This is a genomic window from Streptomyces sp. JJ36, from assembly GCF_021696945.1.
Classification (GTDB): domain Bacteria; phylum Actinomycetota; class Actinomycetes; order Streptomycetales; family Streptomycetaceae; genus Streptomyces.
In genome coordinates, this window is record NZ_JACYHE010000024.1 from 1 (window position 1) to 17,572 (window position 17,572).

General features: G+C 76.0%; 12 protein-coding genes. 7 read left to right on the forward strand and 5 right to left on the reverse strand.

What is annotated here, in order from left to right:
- Window positions 1–112: 112 nt before the first annotated feature.
- From HOY81_RS12250 to HOY81_RS12265, 4 genes are read left to right on the forward strand one after another with little or no spacing between them, the layout of a single operon-like run.
- Window positions 113–895, forward strand: a complete 783-nt coding sequence (locus tag HOY81_RS12250; RefSeq protein ID WP_237320335.1) for a DUF5995 family protein — start codon at window positions 113–115, stop codon at window positions 893–895.
- A gap of 42 nt (window positions 896–937) precedes the next feature.
- Window positions 938–2,095, forward strand: a complete 1,158-nt coding sequence (locus HOY81_RS12255) for a hypothetical protein (RefSeq protein WP_237320336.1) — start codon at window positions 938–940, stop codon at window positions 2,093–2,095.
- The gene (locus HOY81_RS12260; RefSeq protein WP_237320337.1) at window positions 2,092–2,766 is read left to right on the forward strand and encodes a hypothetical protein; all 675 of its coding nucleotides are present in this window, start codon (window positions 2,092–2,094) and stop codon (window positions 2,764–2,766) included. The genes HOY81_RS12255 and HOY81_RS12260 overlap by 4 nt, the downstream gene beginning before the upstream one ends.
- Window positions 2,767–2,817: 51 nt before the next feature.
- Window positions 2,818–3,450: an RES family NAD+ phosphorylase gene (locus tag HOY81_RS12265; RefSeq protein ID WP_308340985.1), complete on the forward strand. Its 633-nt coding sequence runs from the start codon at window positions 2,818–2,820 to the stop codon at window positions 3,448–3,450.
- 46 nt (window positions 3,451–3,496) lie between these two features.
- Here HOY81_RS12265 and HOY81_RS12275 read toward each other — a convergent pair whose 3' ends face one another.
- Entirely contained in the window at window positions 3,497–5,332 is a 1,836-nt protein-coding gene (locus HOY81_RS12275; protein ID WP_237320338.1) for a caspase family protein, read from the reverse strand.
- A 677-nt stretch (window positions 5,333–6,009) separates the two neighbouring features.
- On the opposite strand from HOY81_RS12275, the gene HOY81_RS12280 reads away from it, so the two are divergent.
- A complete protein-coding gene (locus tag HOY81_RS12280) occupies window positions 6,010–6,756 on the forward strand; it encodes a hypothetical protein (RefSeq protein ID WP_237320339.1) in 747 nt (248 codons plus the stop codon).
- A gap of 65 nt (window positions 6,757–6,821) precedes the next feature.
- Window positions 6,822–11,012 carry a CHAT domain-containing protein gene (locus HOY81_RS27355; protein WP_272892705.1) on the forward strand — a complete coding sequence of 1,397 codons (4,191 nt, stop codon included), beginning with the start codon at window positions 6,822–6,824 and terminating at the stop codon, window positions 11,010–11,012.
- Between the two features lie 388 nt (window positions 11,013–11,400).
- Here the strand turns inward: HOY81_RS27355 and HOY81_RS12290 are convergent, their stop codons facing one another.
- From HOY81_RS12290 to HOY81_RS12305, 4 genes are all read right to left on the reverse strand, one after another.
- Complete coding sequence (locus HOY81_RS12290; protein ID WP_237320340.1) at window positions 11,401–12,231, reverse strand: carbohydrate ABC transporter permease; 831 nt, start codon at window positions 12,229–12,231, stop codon at window positions 11,401–11,403.
- An 83-nt stretch (window positions 12,232–12,314) separates the two neighbouring features.
- Complete coding sequence (locus HOY81_RS12295) at window positions 12,315–13,283, reverse strand: carbohydrate ABC transporter permease (RefSeq protein WP_237320341.1); 969 nt, start codon at window positions 13,281–13,283, stop codon at window positions 12,315–12,317.
- 10 nt (window positions 13,284–13,293) lie between these two features.
- On the reverse strand, window positions 13,294–14,658 hold the full coding sequence (locus HOY81_RS12300; RefSeq protein WP_237320342.1) for an ABC transporter substrate-binding protein: 1,365 nt from the start codon (window positions 14,656–14,658) through the stop codon (window positions 13,294–13,296).
- Between the two features lie 49 nt (window positions 14,659–14,707).
- On the reverse strand, window positions 14,708–16,213 hold the full coding sequence (locus tag HOY81_RS12305; protein ID WP_237320343.1) for an alpha-N-arabinofuranosidase: 1,506 nt from the start codon (window positions 16,211–16,213) through the stop codon (window positions 14,708–14,710).
- Between the two features lie 318 nt (window positions 16,214–16,531).
- On the opposite strand from HOY81_RS12305, the gene HOY81_RS12310 reads away from it, so the two are divergent.
- A complete protein-coding gene (locus HOY81_RS12310) occupies window positions 16,532–17,566 on the forward strand; it encodes a LacI family DNA-binding transcriptional regulator (protein ID WP_237320344.1) in 1,035 nt (344 codons plus the stop codon).
- Window positions 17,567–17,572: the final 6 nt, after the last annotated feature.

Sequence of the window (17,572 nt, forward strand, 5' to 3'; positions counted from 1 at the left end):
GTACGCACGCGGGCTCGCCCCGGCGGGGCCGGCCCGCCGGCCGGTCCCCCGTCCGGGGCACCGGCCGCGGGGCGCCCCGCCCCGGCCCCGCGGGGCTGGAAGCCTGGCGCCCATGACGACAGCAGAGGGCTTGACCGCGCGGCCGGCGGGGGACGTGGACGGCGTGGTCCGGCGGATGCGCGCCCTCGCGGCGGCTTTGCCGCCACGGGACGGGGTCGCGGTCTTCAACCGGGTGTATCTCGCGGTGACCGAGGAGTTCGGCGCCCTGCTCGGCGGCGGCCGGTTCGCCCGGCCGGCGGTGGCCGCCGAGCTCGCGGTGCGGTTCGCGGACCGCTACCTGGGGGCCGTGGCGGCGTCCGCGGCGGGGCGGCGCGCGCCCGCGTGCTGGCGGCCGCTGTTCCAGGCGCGCCGGCATCCCGGGGTGCATCCCCTCCAGTTCGCGCTGGCCGGTGTCCATGCGCACATCGGCCACGACCTGCCGCTGGCCCTGGTGGACACCTGCCGGGCGCGGCGGGCGGAACCCCGGCTGCTGGAGACGGACTTCGAGCGGGTCGGCGAGATGCTGACCGGCCTGGAGGAGCGGATCCGGGAGGAGCTGATGCCCGGGCCCGACCTGCTGGACGTGGCGGACCCGCTGACCCATCTGGTGGGCGCCTGGAGCCTGGAGGCCGCACGCGACGCCGCGTGGGCCGCGTTCCGCACCCTCTGGGGGCTGCGGGCGTTCGAGGACCTGACCGAGGAGTGCGCCGAACGGCTGGACGCCGGCGTGGGCCTGGTCGGCCGCTGCCTGCTGACGCCGCTCAGCCGGTGCCCCGAGTGCGAGTGGGCGAAAGCGCCGGGAAAGGAAGAACCCGAGGAAACGGGAAAACTACCATATCGATGTCGTCCCAGGTGAAGTGCCTTGTAAGGCGACAGTCCCTGATACGACGATATGGACATGCAACAGCCGGTGCGGAACCACCTTGACGTCACGTCAGTCCTCGGGGAAGTGAAGGCGATCCGGCGCGAGGGCCTGCTGCGGTTACGGGACCTCCGGGTGCCGCTGCTCCGCCACGCGGCGGTCTCGGTCCCCGGAGCACTCACCGACTCCTGGCCCATCGAGGTCGAGCAGCTGCTGCGGGCGGCCGTGTCGTCGCTCGGCGGCGACGACCTGCGGAGCGCCGCGGAACACTCGCTCGGACTGGCCTCCGGCACCCGGGACCGGCCGGCCGCCGAGCGGCGCCGGCGCGCGGCCCGGGTCTACGGCGTCAGCGTCGAGCGGTTCCGCAAGTTCCAGGAGGAGATGGTGCTCGCCCAGGTGGCCGAGCAGGTCTGCTGGATCGCCGGGGCCGGCGGCGGGGAACGGCACCGGGCCGGCGGCGGGAACGTCCCCCTGCCCGCGCCGCACCTCCAGCACCGGCTGCTGGCCGTGCCCGCCGGGGCGGGGCGCTCCGTGCCGCTCACCCTGCACGTCCACCCGGTGGAACTGCTGCGGGGCGTGGACATCGTGGTCTCGCCCACCAACACCCACCTGGCGCTCCCGGAGATGTACAAGGCGTCGGTGTCGGCCTCGCTGCGCCGGGCCGGGGCGGTGCGGGACGCCGCCGGAGCCGTGGTCGGCGACCCGGTCCACGACGAGCTGGTCGCGTGGCGGCGGGCCCACGGGGTGCTGTACCGCTCGGTGCCCGCCGGCACCGTGGTGCCGACCGGTTCCGGCGCCCTGCGGGAGCGCGGCATACGCCGCATCTACCACGCGGCGGTGGCCGTTCCGCGGGTGGGCACCAACGACTACGACGTCCTCTCCCGGGACGTGGCGGTGGCGGCGAGCCGGGCGCTGGACCTGCTGGCCGAGGAGCACGCGCTGCTCAGTCCGCCACCCCGGTCGGTGTGCTTCACGGTGCTCGGCGCGGGGCGCGGCCGGCTGTCGGCGGAGGAGAGCGTCAGCGCCGTGTGGCCGGCCATGGCCGCGGCAGCGGGGTCCCGGGACTTCCATCTCGTGGTCCGCCGTCCGCTGGTGGCCGACGCGGTGACGGAGGTGCTCGGCGGCAGGCCGCTGCCGGGCGGGGCGGAGACGGCGGGGGCGTGCTGCGCCGGAACAGGGCGGGGATCCGGATGAACCCGCTGCTCGTGCTGGGCGCCCTCGCCGCCGACTGGGACCGGCTCGGGCCGCGGCTGACGCCGGGGGCCCGCCGCGAACTCACCGTCCTGCTGCGCGGGGTGCGCGCGGCGGAATCCGGGTGGGCGGCCGGTGGGGAACCCGTCGGCGAGCGGGCGGTCCGCTCCGTACTGGGGGGGCTGCCGGACGCGGAGGCTGCGCGGCTGCTCCGCACCGCCGGGGACGCGCGCTACGCGGACGCCGCCCCTCTCCCCCACCACGGCTACGACCACGCCGACCTGTGCATGCTCGTCCTCGACGGCAACCCCATGGTGGGGCCGGTGTTCGGACCGGTGCGCAGGCGCCTGCTGGCGGCGCCCGCGCTGTCGCGCGCGGAGGTGCTGCGGCAGGGCGGAGACCCCGGCGACCGGCGGCTGATCACGCTGTCCGACGCGCACGGCCGCAGGGTCCTGCCGGCCTTCCAGTTCGAGGCGGGTCCCCTGCCGTGGCGGGTGGTGCTCGAGGTCAACGCACTGCTGGGGGCCGGCACCGACCCCTGGGGGGCGGCCGACTGGTGGCTGTCCGGCCACGCCTGGTGGGACGCGGCCCCGGCCGGACTGCTCGGGCGCGGCCGCGACGAGGAGCTGCGGCAGGCCGCCCGGGCCCTGTGCGGACCGGACGAGGGGGACTGACCGGTGCCCAACCAGCGGCCTCCCGCGGCCCTTCCCGGCACACCGAACAGGGTGGTCCTCGCCGAGGGCACGCCCGTCTACCGGGTGCACTCCTCGCACCGCTCCCCCACCGCCTTCAACACGGTGCCCGCCCAGGCGCTCTACGGCGGGGGCCGGTTCGACAGCACCCCCCACCGGCCGTGCGGATTCCTGTATCTGGGGTTCAGCGTGGGAGCCGCGGTCAGCGAGACCCTGCTGCGCTCGCTGCCCTTCGGCGGCGACGGCGGCCCCCGGCTGCTTCCCCGGGCCGCCGTCGCCCGGCGCTGCCTGTCCTTCCTGCGGCTGGCCGCACCGACCGAGGTGGTGTCGCTGATGTCCGGTGCCGATCTGGCCGCGGTGGGACAGGACTCCTGGCTGGTCCACGCCGAGTGCCCGGAGTACCCGCAGACCCGCGACTGGGGCCACTGGATCCGGGACCGCGCGGCGCCGTGGGCCCAGGGCTTCGTGTGGCCCTCGAAGCGGGAGCCGGCCGACCGGGTCTCCGTCCTCTTCGACGACCGCTGCCCCGCCCCGCCGCTGGAGCCCACCGGTGCCGCCCCCGTCGACTTCGGCACCCCGGAGGGTGAGCGCTGGCTGAACGGCGTGCTGGCGCCCTACTGCACCCGGGTGGCACCGGCGGCGCCGGGCGCAAGCGGCCGGGCGTGACCGCCCGGAGGCGGCCCGCCGGGAGCGGCTCCCGGGGTGACGGGTGTCAGCCGACCGGGTCCGCGGGCCCCCGCGGGACCACGGTGCGCAGCGGGACGGTGACCGTTCCCCACCGGCCCGGCACCGGTCGCGGCCCGCCCAGGTCGCGACTGCCCGGGCGCGGTTGCAGCCGCAGGATGTTCCCCGTCCCGGGCGGGCCGCCGCCCCGGGCTCCCGCGGCCGGCGGCCAGGCGGGCAGCCGGAACGGCGTGGTGTCGAGCTCCTGCTCGGTCGCGATCAGCTTCAGCCAGTCCCGTACCGAGGCGCCGGGCTCCGCCGGGCGGCCCTCCGGCAGGTAGAGCCACACCGGTGCGCCGCCCCGGGCCTCACCGGCCCGTCCGGGACCGACGAAGTCCCCCTCGTACAGGGTGTCGGTGATCTCGTGGCTGTCCGTCAGGTCCAGCAGGACGCACCACAGCGGCCGGTCGGTGTCGTTGTGGACCCGCACCCGGACCCGGGGCGGCCTGCCGTCCGGGGTGTAGGCATGGACCAGTTCCCCGCCGGCGGTGCGCCACTGGGTGCCGGACAGCGGCTCGACGGTCACCCGGACCAGTGCGGAGAACGTCGGATCCGGGTTCTCCAGCTCCCGGACGCGGTGCCAGCGGGCCAGATGGGCGAGGCAGCGGACGGCGTGCCGGACCTCCGCGTCGGTGCGCAGCCCGAGCACGGCGGGGGCCCGCACCCCGTCCTCGACACGGGCGGTGCCGCCGGCCACCTCGACCCGCAGCGGGGTGCCCGGGCCGCCGAGCGACAGCAGCGGATGCGCGGTGACGGCTTCCGCCAGGGCGGCGGCCGCGCCCCGGCCGCGGAGCGTGACGGCCGCCGGAGGGAACGCGAGGGCGGTCGGGGTCACCGGGAGCAGCCCGGCACGCTCCCGCCCGTCCGGCTCCCAGTCCGCCGGCGCCACCCGGGACGTCTCCGGCAGCACCGCACGCACCACCGCCCTGCGCGGCGGACCCGGCGTGAGGACGGTGAACTCGCTCCCCTCCGCGCGCAGCCCGTGCGCGGCCCCGCAGTTCACCTCCCACTCACCGTCCGTCCACCGCATCCGGTACGGGGTGGAGGGCACCGTCCCGCCGTGCAGGAAGCGCCGTTCTCCGGGGCCGAAGAGCGTCGGGTGCTGGCCGGGCCGCCTCCTGCGCACGGCTGCCTCCGCGAGGGCGTGCAGGTCCCGGCAGGAGGTCCCGGCCCCGGCCGTCTCCAGTGCCTCCAGCACGGCGTGGCTGAAGTAGCCCCGAAGGGTGCGGTCGCCGTCCGGGCAGCCCTCGTGCGCGGTCTCGTCGAGCCGGCTGGCCGCGAGCAGCACGTGCCGGCGCGGCGCGGGCCCCGGCGCGCCGGCCCCGCGCGGGGCGCCCGGCACCGTCCACCAGGACCGCCACGTCATGCTGCGTGCCGTGCCGTCGCCGTCCCGGGTCGCGCCGCCGGAGTAGCAGCAGTCCAGCACCGCCACCACATGGGCGCCGCCGTGGGCGATCCCGTCGAGCAGCGGGCCGAGTTCGCGGTCGGTGAGCGCCTGTCTCCCGGGCTCCGGGCTGTCGTGGCACACCAGGGCCTGGCGGTTTCCGGTGGCCTCGCGGGGATCGGCGGTGGGCTTGCTGGAGCCGTGCCCGCTGAACCAGAGCAGGGCCGTGTCCCCCGGGCCGCCGCGTCCCAGGTGCGTGCCGAGGGCCTCGAGCACGGCGGCACGGGTTGCGGCGGCGTCCGTCAGCGTCCGGATGTCGGCGGCTGTCCCGGACTTCCGGCGCAGCCAGTCGGCGGCGGCCCGTACGTCGTTGACGCAGCCGCCCAGCGGCCGTTCCGCGTAGGCGTCGATCCCCACGAGGAGGGCGAAAACCGTTCCCATGCGGTGAGCGTGGCAGAGCCGGCGCAGGGGGACGGGGCGCGGCGTGGGCGAATGCCGGTCGATTGCTGGGCGCGGCGGCGCGAGCGCCGTTCGCCGGGGGCCGGTTGGGCTTGAATGAGAGGCGGCTGAGGCGGTGCCGAAGGGGTGCGGCGCCTCTCAGGGCCCGCCGCGGTCGGGCGTCCGGAGGTGGGGCGCTCCGTACCGCGCGGAGGCGCCGGAGCGCGGCGGGCCGGCCGGGAGCAGCACGGGCCGGCCGGGAGCACCGGCCGGCGGGAGGCGAGGGGGCAGACATGGCAACCACGGACCCAGGGCCGGCGCAGCCGGACCCACCGGCGCGGCCGCCCGCGCCGGCACCCGGGTACGGGCCGCCGTATCCGCCGGCAGGGAACCCCGGGCCGTACCCGCCGGGAGGGGGTCCCGGCCCGGGGCCGTATCCGCCTCCGGGCTGGGGCCCCGTGCCGGTGCCGTACCCCGGCTGGGGCCCGTACCCGCCGTACCCGGGACCGTGGCCCGGCCCGGGCCACCCGTACCCGCCGGGCCCGGGACCGGGCCCCGGCACCCCGTACCGGGGGCCGGGAGACGGACCGGCCCGGCCGGACGGCCCACGGGGGGACCTGCCCTCGTTCCGCACCCTGGCGCGGCGGTCGCCCGGCTGCGCGTGGCTGATCCTGCTCTTCGTGCCGGGAGCCGTCCCGGTCCTGCTGCTCTACTCGATGTTCCGGTCGGCCTACCGCAGGGCGCACGCCGTCTTCGCCCGGTTCCGCGTCCGCGTCGAGGACCACCGGGTCGCACGGATCAAGCGGGCCCGGGCCTGGACGGCCGCTCTCGCGTCCGCCGTGTTCCTCGGCGCCTACGGCGCCGGACAGGACGTCCGGGACGCGCTGGCCGAGAGCGCGTTGCGCCTGCTGATCGCGCCGTGGCTGCTGATCGTCACCGCGCCGGCGGTGATCGTGCTCCTCGTCCGGCTGGCGCCCGCCGAGCGGCGCCCGGCCATGCGCAGCGGCCTCCGCGGGCCCCTGACGTCGCTGGCGCAGTACGTCGGCGCACTGACGCTCGTGCCGCTGCTGGCCTGGTCGACGGCGCTGCCGCAGCATCTGGTCGCGAACGAGGACCTCGCGGTGCTGCTCAGCCTGGTGCTGCTCGTACCCGTTTTGTGGGCGGTGTTCTTCGCGGTGTCCGCCTCGATGGTGGTCGTCCGGACCGGGTTCGGGACCGGCGAGGTCCACGCGGCGCTGCCGGCCCTGCTGACCTGCCTCACCGTGTGGGAGTTCGTGCCGGTGAGCCTGCTCGTGGGCGGGCTGCCGCCCGGCCCCGGAGCCCTGCCCCTCCTGCTGCTGTTCGGCGGCCCGGTCACGCTGACGGGCGTCGTGTGGTGGGAGGTCCACCGGCTGCAGACCCGCCACGGAGTGACGCTCCGGGGCTGACCGCCGGGCCGCCGGCGGCCCGCGGGCGGCCGGACCGCGCCCGGCGCGCAGAGAGAGGACCGCCGATGCCCCTGACCGACCCCGCGTTCGAGCCGCTCCGCCCGCTGCCCCCGGACCCCGGACCGCCGCCCGCGGGCCCGGCCCCGGAGCCCTGGACGGATCTGCGCAGCGAACGCGACCGGCTCCTGCACGAGGCGCTCCGGTCCCCCGCCGGCGCGCCGGGGCTCCCGGAGGTGTGGCTCCAGCTCGGCCTGATCTGCTACGAGTTGCACGCCGCCGCGGACCGCCCGGAGGACGGGGACCAGGACCGCCTCCTCGCCCACGCCGCGCTGCAACGGGCGCTGACTGCGGGTCAGGGCGGAGGGGCGGAGAACCCCGCCCGGCACGCCGGCCTGGTCTGTCTCGGCCATCTGATGGCGCTGGAGCACCCGGGCCCGCCGCCGCTGCCCGTCCTCGGCCGGGCCGAGACGCTCATCCGCTGCGGGGTCGCCGCCCTCGGCGGCGCACCGGACTCCGCCCCGGTCCGCCACCTGGGCACGCTGCTCCTCGCCCAGCTCGCCCGGTGCCGCTGGCAGCAGACGGGGGACGTCCGCCATCGCGACGAGGCCGTGGAGCGGTACGAGAGGCTGCTGGCCTGCGACCCGGCGCCCGACCCGGAGGACCTGCCGGTGCTGCACGAGGAGCTCGGGGACCTGCTCTACGACCGGGCCGTGGACCGGCAGGACGCGGCGGGTCTCCGCACCGCAGAGGACCACTACCGGAGCGCGCTGCGGGGCGGCGGCGCGGGCGGCGACGCGGTGGGCCGGTACGGCTCGCTCGGGTGGACGCTGCTCGCCCGGGGCCGCCTCACCGGGGACGCGGAGGCGCTGCGGTCGGCCGAGACCGCCTTCCTCGACGCGGCGCGGTACGGCCGCGCCGCCGTACCACCCGGCGCGCCCGCGCTGCCGGAGGCGGTGCGCGACGCCGAGGCGGCCGCCGCGTACGCCGCCGTCCTCGCCCTCGGGGACGACGTGGGTGCCGTCCCGCCGGGGCCGCTGGTACGGCGGGTCCGGGACGTCGTCTCCGCTCCGGGAGCCGGTTCCGTCCTGTCCCCGGTCTTCGCCGCAGTCTTCGCCCGGCTCCTCTTCGACCACGGTGTCCGGCAGGGCGACCGCGGTCTCCAGGAGGAGGCGACCGGGCTGCTGGAGGTCGCGGTGGCGGGGTGGCGGCCGGAACACGGCCCGGTGCACCCGCCGGCCCTGGTGCTCGCCTCCTGGCAGGGGGAGCTGTACACGGAGGGCCGGCCGGAACGGCTGGTGGCCTGCGCCCGGCACGCCGCCACGGTGCTGCGGCACACCACGGACCCCGCGGCGGTGCTGTCGGCCCGCATGCTGCGGGCCCTGGCCCGGGCCGGACTGCTGGCGGGGCACCGGCCGCTGGAGAACGCGGACGCGGCCCGGCTGTTCCGGCACGCCGTGACCGCCGCGGCCGGGCGGCCCGATCCGGGCGACGCACAGTGGGCAGGCGTCGTGTCCGGCATCGTCGGCCCGGAGGACGCCGACGAGACCCTGCCGGCTCTCTACCGGCAGTGGGAGCACTCCCGGCCGGACGGCGCGCAGCGCGCCGCCCAGGCGGCGTTCCTGCTGCGGCACGCCCCGAGCCTCGACCCCGGGCGCACCGGACTGGCCCCGGAACACCTCCGGCGGCTGCAGGCGGTGGCGACCGAAGGCGCCGGCGGTTCCGCCGGCGCCCCGGGGGTCGGGCGGGACCGGACCCGCATGGCCGTGGGCGTGGCACTGGCCCACTACGGGCTGGGCGACGAGCGGCTGCTGGGTGAGGCGCTCGCGCAGTGGTCCGCCGTGACCGGCCGCGAGGCCGGGGACTCCCCGCCCGTGCCCGGCGACGTCGCCGCCACCGGCATGGCCTCGGTGGTGGGGATCCTGAACGGCCTCATGAACGGTGGGCTGGACGACATCGAGCACGGTGCCGGGCAGCTCGCCGGCATGACCGGCCTGCCGGCCGCCGGTGAGGGCACCGTCCCGGGCGCCCCGGGGCTGCCGAGCGCCGGGGAGCTCCAGCGCGCCCTCGCCGCGGTGGGCCTGCTGCTGCCCGGCCGGTCCGGTACCGGCGACCGGGCCGCGGCCCTGGCCACGCTGGGGGCCGGGGGCCTGGGCATCGACCCCCGGCATCCCGTGTGGGGCGAGGTGCAACGGACGCTCGCCCTGCTCGGCGCCCCGCCCGGCGACGGGACTCCCCCTCCGGAGAACCCGGCGGCCGGCCCGGGGCGCCGGGTGCCGGCGGCGGAGGTGATCCGGTCCGTCTCCGCCGTCCCGGGGGCACAGCGCGCCCTGCTGCTGATGATGACCGGCACCGCGCGCCATCTGGAGGCGCTCCGGGAGCGGGACCGGCGCGGGCTGGAGGACGCGGGCGTGCTGCTGCGGGCGGGCCGGGAGGCTGCGGTGCCCGGCGACGCTCTGTGGCTCCGGGGCACCGCGGCGCTCGGGGTGGTCACGCGTGACCTCGCGATGCGCGGGCGGCCCTGGTCCCGGCGACGCCGGCTGGACGAGGCGATCGCGTTGCTGACGGAGGCCTACGAGGCGACCGGCGGGCCGGAGCACCCGATGCGGGCCACGTGCGGCACCGTGCTGGCGGGGGTGCTGCGCGAGCGCGGTGACACCGTCCTGGACGACCGCCGGGTGGGCCGCGGCCTCGCGCTGGACGCGCTGCGCGCCACGGCGTACGGGGTGCTGCTCCAGTCCGGCACCGGCCACGCGGCGCAGGTGGCGGCCGAGGGGACGGAGCAGGCGCTCGGCGTCGCCGCCTGGAGCCTCGCCGACGGGGTCCCGCAGGACGCGGTGACCGCGCTGGACTCCTGCCGCGGGCTCGTCCTGCATGCCGCCACGGTCGCCCGCACGGTCGGGCAGCGCCTGTCCGGCGCCGGACGTGCGGACCTCGCCGCGCGGTGGTCGGAGGCGGGCTCCGAGGGGAACGCCGTGCCCAGCGCGCTGCGCCGGGAGGTCCTCGCCTCCCTGACGGCGCCCGGGCGTCGCCGACCCGCCGGGGACTGGCTGCTGGACCCGCCGGCGGCCGGTGAGATCGCCGGGGCGCTGCGGGCGCTCGGCCGGGACGCGCTCGCCTATCTGGTGCCCGGCGACGACACGCACCACGGCGCGGGCGCCGCCGTGGTCGTGGGCGCCGACGGTGCCGTACGGGCGCTGCCGCTGCCCGCGTTGCGCACCGACGCCGCAGCGCTGCGCCGCTGCGCCATGCCTGCGCGGGACGGCGGCCGTGACATGGGCGGCCCTCCGGGCGAGGCGGGCGGCGGCGCGCCCCCGCCCGGACCGGCCCGGCTCGACGCCCTCTGCGCCTGGGCCTGGGAGGCGGCCATGGGGCCGCTGACGGCCGACGTCTCCGCGCGGCTCCGCGCTCCCGGAAGAGTGGCGCGGCTGGTGCTGGTCCCCATGGGCCCGCTGGGGGCGGTGCCCTGGCACGCGGCCTGGCGGTCCCGTCCGGGCGGCGGGCGGCGCTATGCACTGCACGTGACCGAGGTCTCCTACGCCGCCTCGGCGCGGCTGGTGTGCGAGGTGGCCGGGCGGCCGGAGCCGCCGCGCGGTGCCGCGCTGATCGTCGGCGACCCCACCGGCGACCTCTGGTTCGCCGGCCGGGAGGCCCGGGCGGTGCGCGACGCCTACTACCCGCACGCCACCTTCCTCGGGCGGGCGGCGCCGGGGACCGCCGACGGCTCCGGCACCGTGGCGGAGGTGCTGGACTGGCTGGGCTCCCCGGCCGCACGCGGCGGGACGCTGCATCTGGCCTGCCATGCCGCGGTGGCCGAGAACGCACGGCACAGCGCGGTGCTGCGGCTGCGGGACGGCGACCTGTCCGCGGAGGCGCTGACCGAGCGGCCGGCGGCGGGAGCCGGCGGGGGCCCCGACCTGGTGGTGCTGGCGGCGTGCCGCAGCCACGTCTCCGGGCGCGGCGCCGACGAGGTGTACACCCTCGCCACCGCCTTCCTGACCTCCGGCGCACGGTCGGTCCTGGGCTCGCTGTGGCCCGTCCCGGACGACGCCACCTCACTGCTGATGTTCCTGACCCACCACTACCTGCGGGACGCCGGGATGCCGCCGGGCGAGGCGCTGCGCCGGGCCCAGTTGTGGATGCTGGACCCGGCGCGGGCGCTGCCCCCGCGGATGCCGCGGGAGCTGGCCCGGCAGGCCGCGCAGATCGACCCGGGGGACCTGACCGCCTGGGCCGGGTTCCTCGCCGTCGGCAGGTGAGGGCCCCGGAGCCGGGGCCGTCCGGGGCCGCCGGGTCGGGGGCGCCGCCGGGTGGTGCAGGCGCCCGGGCCCACCGGGTGCAGCGCCGCCTGCACCACGCGGGGCCCGGCCGGGGCGTCCGGGAGACGCCGGCGCGCACCGGGAAGGGCCGCGTTCGTCCCCGGGCAGCCGGTCCTGCGTGACCCGCGCACGGCCCCCCGGCGGCGGTGATGGCGGGACTGCGGGCGTCCGGGGCGTTCCGGAGTGCGTGCGCCGGACGGCGTGCGCCGGACTGGGGGCGCCGGACAGGCCCTGGCGGGCGGGTGCCTGCTCACCCCGCCCGGCCGCCGGTCCGGCGCGGGGCGAGCAGACGGCGTGCGACGCGCCGCGGCTCCGTGGCCGCGGCCCGTCAGCCCTTGAGCCCCGACCGGGAGACGCCCTCGATCACCCAGCGCTGCGCCACCACGTAGAGCAGCAGCACGGGGACGCTGGCGATCACGGCACCGGCCATGAGCAGGTCGTAGCGGATGCTGTTGGCGTTCTGGAAGTTGGCCAGGCCGGCGGGGAGCGTCAGCGACTCGGGGCTGAGCAGCACGTACAGCGGCCAGAGGAAGTCGTTCCAGTTCATCAGGAAGGCCAGCAGGCCGAGGGTGACCAGGGCGGGCCGGGAGAGCGGCAGCACCACGCGCAGGAAGATCTGCCACCGGTTGCAGCCGTCGAGCTCCGCGGCCTCCTCCAGTTCGCCGGGCAGCGTGAGGAAGAACTGCCGGAGGAAGAAGACGCCGAAGGCGCCGCCCGCCATGGGCACGATGACGGCGGGCAGGGTGTCCACCCACATCAGCTCGTTCACGATGAGGAAGTTGGGGATGAGCAGGATCATCGGGGGGACGAACAGGGTGGCCACGACGACGGTGAAGATCACCCCCCGGCCCCGGAACTCCAGGCGGGCCAGCGCGTACGCCGCCGGGGTCGCGGTGGCCAGGACGAGGGCCGCATGGCCGGTGGCCGCCAGGAGGCTGTTGAGGAACCACTGGGCGACGGGGCTGTCGGTGGCCCCCAGCACGTGCCGGTAGGCGTCGAGGGTGGCCGGGTCCGGGATCCACGCCGGTTCCGTGGCCCCGGCGTCCCCGCGCGTCTTGAACGACGTGACCAGCATGTAGACCAGCGGGCTGAGGTAGCCGAGCGCCACCACCGCGAGCACCAGGTGGAGCAGCGAGCGCCGCAGCTTCCGGACGGCCACGGGACTGCGGCTCTCCCCTCGGCCGGACGGCAGCGGGGGGCGGGCGCCCGCCCGGGGTGCGGGCGGCCGGGTGCGGGGGGCGGTCAACGGTCCTCCTGTCGTTCGCGGAAGAGGCGGAACACGACCGCGCTCACGGCCATCAGGAACAGGGCGAGTACGAAGCTCATGGCCGAGGCCCGGCCCATCTGGAACTCGTTGAGGCCCGTTTCGGCGATCAGGTACACGGCCGTCTTGGTCTCGTCCGCCGGGGCTCCGCCGGTGATGAGGTAGGCCTGGCCGAAGACGTTGGCCGAGGCCAGGATGGTGACGTTGACGACGAAGAGCGCCACCGGGCGCAGCCCGGGCAGGGTGACGTGCCGGAACCGGTGCCAGGCGCCCGCGCCGTCCACGCGCGCGGACTCGTAGAGCTCGGCGGGGATGTCCTGGAGGCCCGCGAGGTAGATGACGGCGTTGAAGCCGAGCGTCCACCACACGGTGACGCCGACGAGTGCCCACCAGGCCGCCGGGGTGGAGGTCGTCCACTGGATGTCGTCGGGGAGCCCGATCATCCCGAGGTAGTGGTTGACCATGCCGATGTTGCCGTCGAGCAGGAAGCGCCAGAGCAGGCTGACGACGGCGACGCCCAGCACGTACGGGGCGAAGTAGACCGCCCGGTAGAGGTTCCGGCCGCGGAACCTGCCGTTCATCAGCATGGCGACGAAGAGCGGCACGACCAGCAGGAACGGCAGCGACAGCAGGGTGAAGACGCCGGTCGCCCGCATCGCCGACCAGAAGCGGGGCCCGTCCACGCTGGCGGGGTCGAACAGCTCCCGGTAGTTGCCGAGACCGACGAAGGGCTTGGCGGCGAAGTTGATGTCCCAGCTGTGCAGGCTGATCCAGAGGCCGTAGCCGATGGGCACCAGCACGAAGGTGAGGAACAGCACCAGATAGGGGGTGAGGAAAGCGTACGGGGTCCACCACCGGTAGGAGCGGGTGGCGGCCCGGCCGGGGCGTGCGCCCCGGCCGGGCCCCGCTCCCCCGGCGGGGGGCCGGGCGGTCATCCGCAGTGCCACGTGCCGTGCCTCACTTCGCGTACTTCTGCTTGTTCTGGGCCAGCAGCTTGTCCGCCGTGCGCACGCCGTCCGCGAGCGCCCCGGCGGGGGACTTCCGCCCCAGGACGGCCTCCTGGACGGCCAGTTCCAGGGCCTTGACCTGGACGTCCCCCACGCCGGCGACCGGCGGCACGAAGTGGAAGACGTCCACGTCCTTCGCCAGGGCGATCTGCGGCAGCGAGGCGACCTGGGACTGCTCGCGGACGGAGTTGCGGGCCGGGATCATGCCGGCCCTGGCCCACTCGGTGGACTGCTTGCTCATGTAGTCGATGAAGAACTTGGCGGCCTCGGCCTTGTGGTCGCCGTCGTCGCCCTTCAGCGCCTGGGAGGTCAGCACGAAGTTGTGCGAGGCCGTCCACACGGCGGCCCGGTCGCCGATGACGGGCAGGGAGGCCATCTCCCAGTCGAGGCCTTCGGCGTTGGTCTTCAGGTCGTTGATCTGCCAGATGCCGTCCCAGGTGTAGCTGACCTTGTTGTTCTTGAAGGCGGTGTACTGGGAGTCCTGGGCGACCTTCCCGGGGCTGTAGCCCTCGGTGATCTGCTTCCGCATCCAGGCGAGCGCCTCGGCCCCGGCGTCGGAGCCCCACAGGGCCTTGGTGCCGTCCTCGTTGTAGAGCTCCCCGCCGAACTGCCACAACAGGGACATGAACATCAGGTGTCCGGGCCACTTGTTGGGCATCCAGAAGGGCTGCTTGACGCCCGCGTCCTGGAGTTCGGCGAGAGAGGACTCGAAGCCGTCGCGGTCCTGCGGCGGGGCGTCCAGGCCGGCCCGGGTGAGGTGCTTGCTGTTGGCGTAGTCGGCAAGGCAGTGCACGTCCAGCGGCACGCTGTAGCGCTTGCCCTCGTAGACGCCGGCCTGCCACACCGCCGGGATGAAGTCCGACTCGCTCATCTCCAGGGCGGAGACGACGTCGTCCAGCGGGACGAGGATGTTGCGCGCGGCGAAGGTGCCCACCCAGTCGTTGTGCATCACCGCCACGTCGGGCCCCTTGCCGGCGGTGATCGCGGTGGGCAGCGCCGGGTAGAAGTCCTGCCACTGCCGGGTGGTGTTCTTCACCTCGATCCTCCCGGCGTACTCCTTGTTGAACGCCTTGAGCATGGACCGCATGTGCGGGCCGTCGCCGCCGGTGAAGCCGTTCCAGTACTCCAGGGTGACCTTCGGGCCCTTGTACTCGCCGCCCTGGAAGTCGGGGGCGTCCTTCGGCTCGTCGCCGTCGGCGCCCACCTTGGAGCCGCTGCCGCAGGCGGTCAGCAGGCCGGCGCCGGCCAGGCCGCCCGCCGCGCCGAGGAAGGACCGGCGCTGCAAGGTCGTACGGTTCGGGGTCGTGCTGCTCATGGTTCTCTCCTCGGCGAGGGATCGGGGCTGGGGGGCGGCCGGAAGGGGTTCAGGACGTGGCGAGCCGCACCAGCGTCCAGGAGGCGGGCGGGAGCTCGACGGTGAGGGCGTCGTCGCTCACCCTGGTGCCGGCCACGGGGCGCGGCACCACCCGGTCGGGCTGCTCGGCCGTGTTGACGGCCGCCGGGTCGTCGTCGGCGAGGAGCAGGTGCTCGACGACGTGGCTGCCCGGGAAGGGGCGGAGACCGGCGGTGAGGGTCAGCGGCGCGGTGCGGTCCCGGTTGACGGCGAAGAGGGCGAGCTCACCGGTCTCCTCGTCGTGGGTGGCGGTGGCCCAGAGGGCGGGCACCGCGCCGTGGCGTGCCGTCTCCACCACCGGCGACTCCGGTTCCACGCGCAGCACCCGGCCGCGGGCGTGCCGGGCGGTGAGGGCGAACGGGTGGAAGACGGTCTGCCGCCAGGCCGGGCCGCCGGGGCGGGTCATGATCGGGGCGATGACGTTGGCGAGCTGGGCCTGGCAGGCGGCGCCGACCCGGTCGGCGTGGCGCAGCAGGGTGATGAGGAGGCTGCCGACGACCACGGCGTCGGTGACGTCGTAGACGTCCTCGATGAGCTCGGGGGCGGTGCGCCACTCCAGGGAGTCCTCGCCGCCGAAGCGGCTCTGGTACCAGACGTTCCACTCGTCGAAGGAGAGCTTGATCTTCTTCGGGTCGCGGAGCTTGGCGCCGACGTGGTCGGCGGTGGCCACGACGGCGTCGATCATGCGGTCCATCTCCGCGGCGCTGGCCAGGAAGGAGTCGGTGTCGCCGTCCTGGGGTTCGTAGTAGCCGTGCAGGGAGATGTAGTCGACGAACTCGTAGGTGTGCTCCAGGACGGTCGCCTCCCAGGAGGCGAAGGTGTCGATGTGGGCGTTGGAGCTGCCGCAGGCGACCAGTTCGAGGCCCGGGTCGAAGCGCTTCATGGCCCGCGCGGTCTCGGCGGCCAGCCGGCCGTACTCGTGAGCGGTCTTGTGGCCCATCTGCCAGGGGCCGTCGAGTTCGTTACCGAGGCACCACAGGCGGATGCCGTACGGGTCCTCGGCGCCGTGCGACCGCCGGAGCTCGGAGCGGGCGGTGCCGCCGGGGTGGTTGGCGTACTCCAGCAGGGCGACCGCCTCGGGGACGCCGCGGGTGCCGAGATTGAGCGCCATCATCGGTTCGACCCCCGCCTTGGCGGCCCAAGCCATGAACTCTCCCAGGCCGAAGGCGTTGCTCTCGATGCTCCGCCAGGCGAGATCCAGGCGGGTGGGGCGCTCCTCGACGGGGCCGACTCCGTCCTCCCAGCGGTAGTGGGAGACGAAGTTGCCGCCCGGGTAGCGCACCGTGGTGACGCCGAGTTCGCGGACGAGGTCGAGCACGTCGGTGCGGAAGCCGTCGGCGTCGGCCCGCGGGTGGTCCGGTTCGAAGACGCCGGTGTAGACGGAGCGTCCCATGTGTTCCACGAAGGAGCCGAACAGGCGGCGGTCGACGGTGCCGACCCGGAATGCGGGGTCGAGGTGAAGGCGGGCCGTGGGCATGTGCGGTGGGCTCCCTGTGCTGGTGGGACGAGCGGGCGCGGCGGTGGTCCGGGCCGGTCGCGGCCGCCGCGCGCGGTGGCCGGTGTGCCGGGACCGCGGTGGCTCCGAGGACCGGCCGGGGTGGGGCCGGACGGGTGGCGGGCCACCGCGCGCTGCTACAGTTACATCGTTGAAACAGCGTTGTAAATAGGGACGCCGAAGGTTACGGGGTCCCAGGCCGGAACGGGGCTCCCCGTGGCGCCCCGGACACGGTGTGCGAATGTGGGGCGACCGCTTCTTGGGGGTGGCGCCCGCGGGTGCCGGTGGAAGGTGATGCAGGTGGGTTCCAGTCTGAAGGACGTGGCCGCACGCGCGGGAGTGTCGGTGAAGACCGTCTCCAACGTGGTCAACGGCTACACCTACGTCTCCCCGGCGACCCGGGAGAAGGTCGAGCAGGCGCTGGCCGAGCTGGACTACCGCCCGAACCTCTCCGCGCGCAACCTGCGCCGCGGCCGCACCGGCGTGATCGCCCTGGCCCTGCCCGAGCTGGACGCCCCGTACTTCGCCGAGCTCTCCCGGTTCGTGATCGACGCGGCGGCCGAGCGGGGCTGGACCGTGCTCATCGACCAGACCGACGGTCAGGCCGCCCGGGAACGCGAGGTGCTGCAGGGCATCCGGGAGCAGCTCATCGACGGCCTCATCTTCAGCCCGATCACCGTGGGCCGCGAGGAACTGGCGACGCGCACCGACCGCACCCCGCTGGTGCTGCTCGGCGAGCGGGTGCTGGACGGTCCCACGCACCATGTGGCCATCGACAACCTGCGGGCCGCCCGCGAGGTCACCGAGCATCTGCTCGCCCGCGGCCACACCCGGATCGCCGCCATAGGAGCCCAGGAGAACCCGAGCGCCAACACCGCCCATCTGCGGCTCGCGGGATACCGCCAGGCGCTGGAGGCGGCCGGGGTGCCCTTCGACGAGCGGCTGGTGCCGGCGACCGGCTCCTACCGCCGGGCCGACGGGGCCGCGCTGATGCGTGAACTGCTGGAGCTGCCCGAGCCGCCGCAGGCCGTCTTCTGCTTCAACGACCTCCTCGCCCTGGGCGCGCTGCGGACGGCCCTCTCCGCGGGCCTGCGGGTGCCCGGGGACGTGGCGCTGGCGGGCTTCGACGACGTCGAGGACGGCCGGTACAGCACCCCGACGCTGACCACCGTCTCCCCGGACAAGGAGCAGATCGCCCGGGTCGCCGTGGAGGTCCTGGACTCGCTCATCGGGGGTGGCCGCGGCGCGCGCCGGGCGGGCGGCGAGGCGGACGGGCCGCGGGAGATCGAGGCGGACTACCGGCTGATCGTCCGGGAGAGCACGGCGGCCGGGTAGGCCGCC

Bases quoted from the DNA above. Each gene is read 5' to 3' on its own strand.
- HOY81_RS12250 (WP_237320335.1), top strand. From the start codon at position 113: ATGACGACAGCAGAGGGCTTGACCGCGCGGCCGGCGGGGGACGTGGAC.
- HOY81_RS12255 (WP_237320336.1), top strand. From the start codon at position 938: ATGCAACAGCCGGTGCGGAACCACCTTGACGTCACGTCAGTCCTCGGG.
- HOY81_RS12260 (WP_237320337.1), top strand. From the start codon at position 2,092: ATGAACCCGCTGCTCGTGCTGGGCGCCCTCGCCGCCGACTGGGACCGG.
- HOY81_RS12275 (WP_237320338.1), bottom strand. From the start codon at position 5,332: ATGGGAACGGTTTTCGCCCTCCTCGTGGGGATCGACGCCTACGCGGAA.
- HOY81_RS27355 (WP_272892705.1), top strand. From the start codon at position 6,822: ATGCCCCTGACCGACCCCGCGTTCGAGCCGCTCCGCCCGCTGCCCCCG.
- HOY81_RS12300 (WP_237320342.1), bottom strand. From the start codon at position 14,658: ATGAGCAGCACGACCCCGAACCGTACGACCTTGCAGCGCCGGTCCTTC.
- HOY81_RS12305 (WP_237320343.1), bottom strand. From the start codon at position 16,213: ATGCCCACGGCCCGCCTTCACCTCGACCCCGCATTCCGGGTCGGCACC.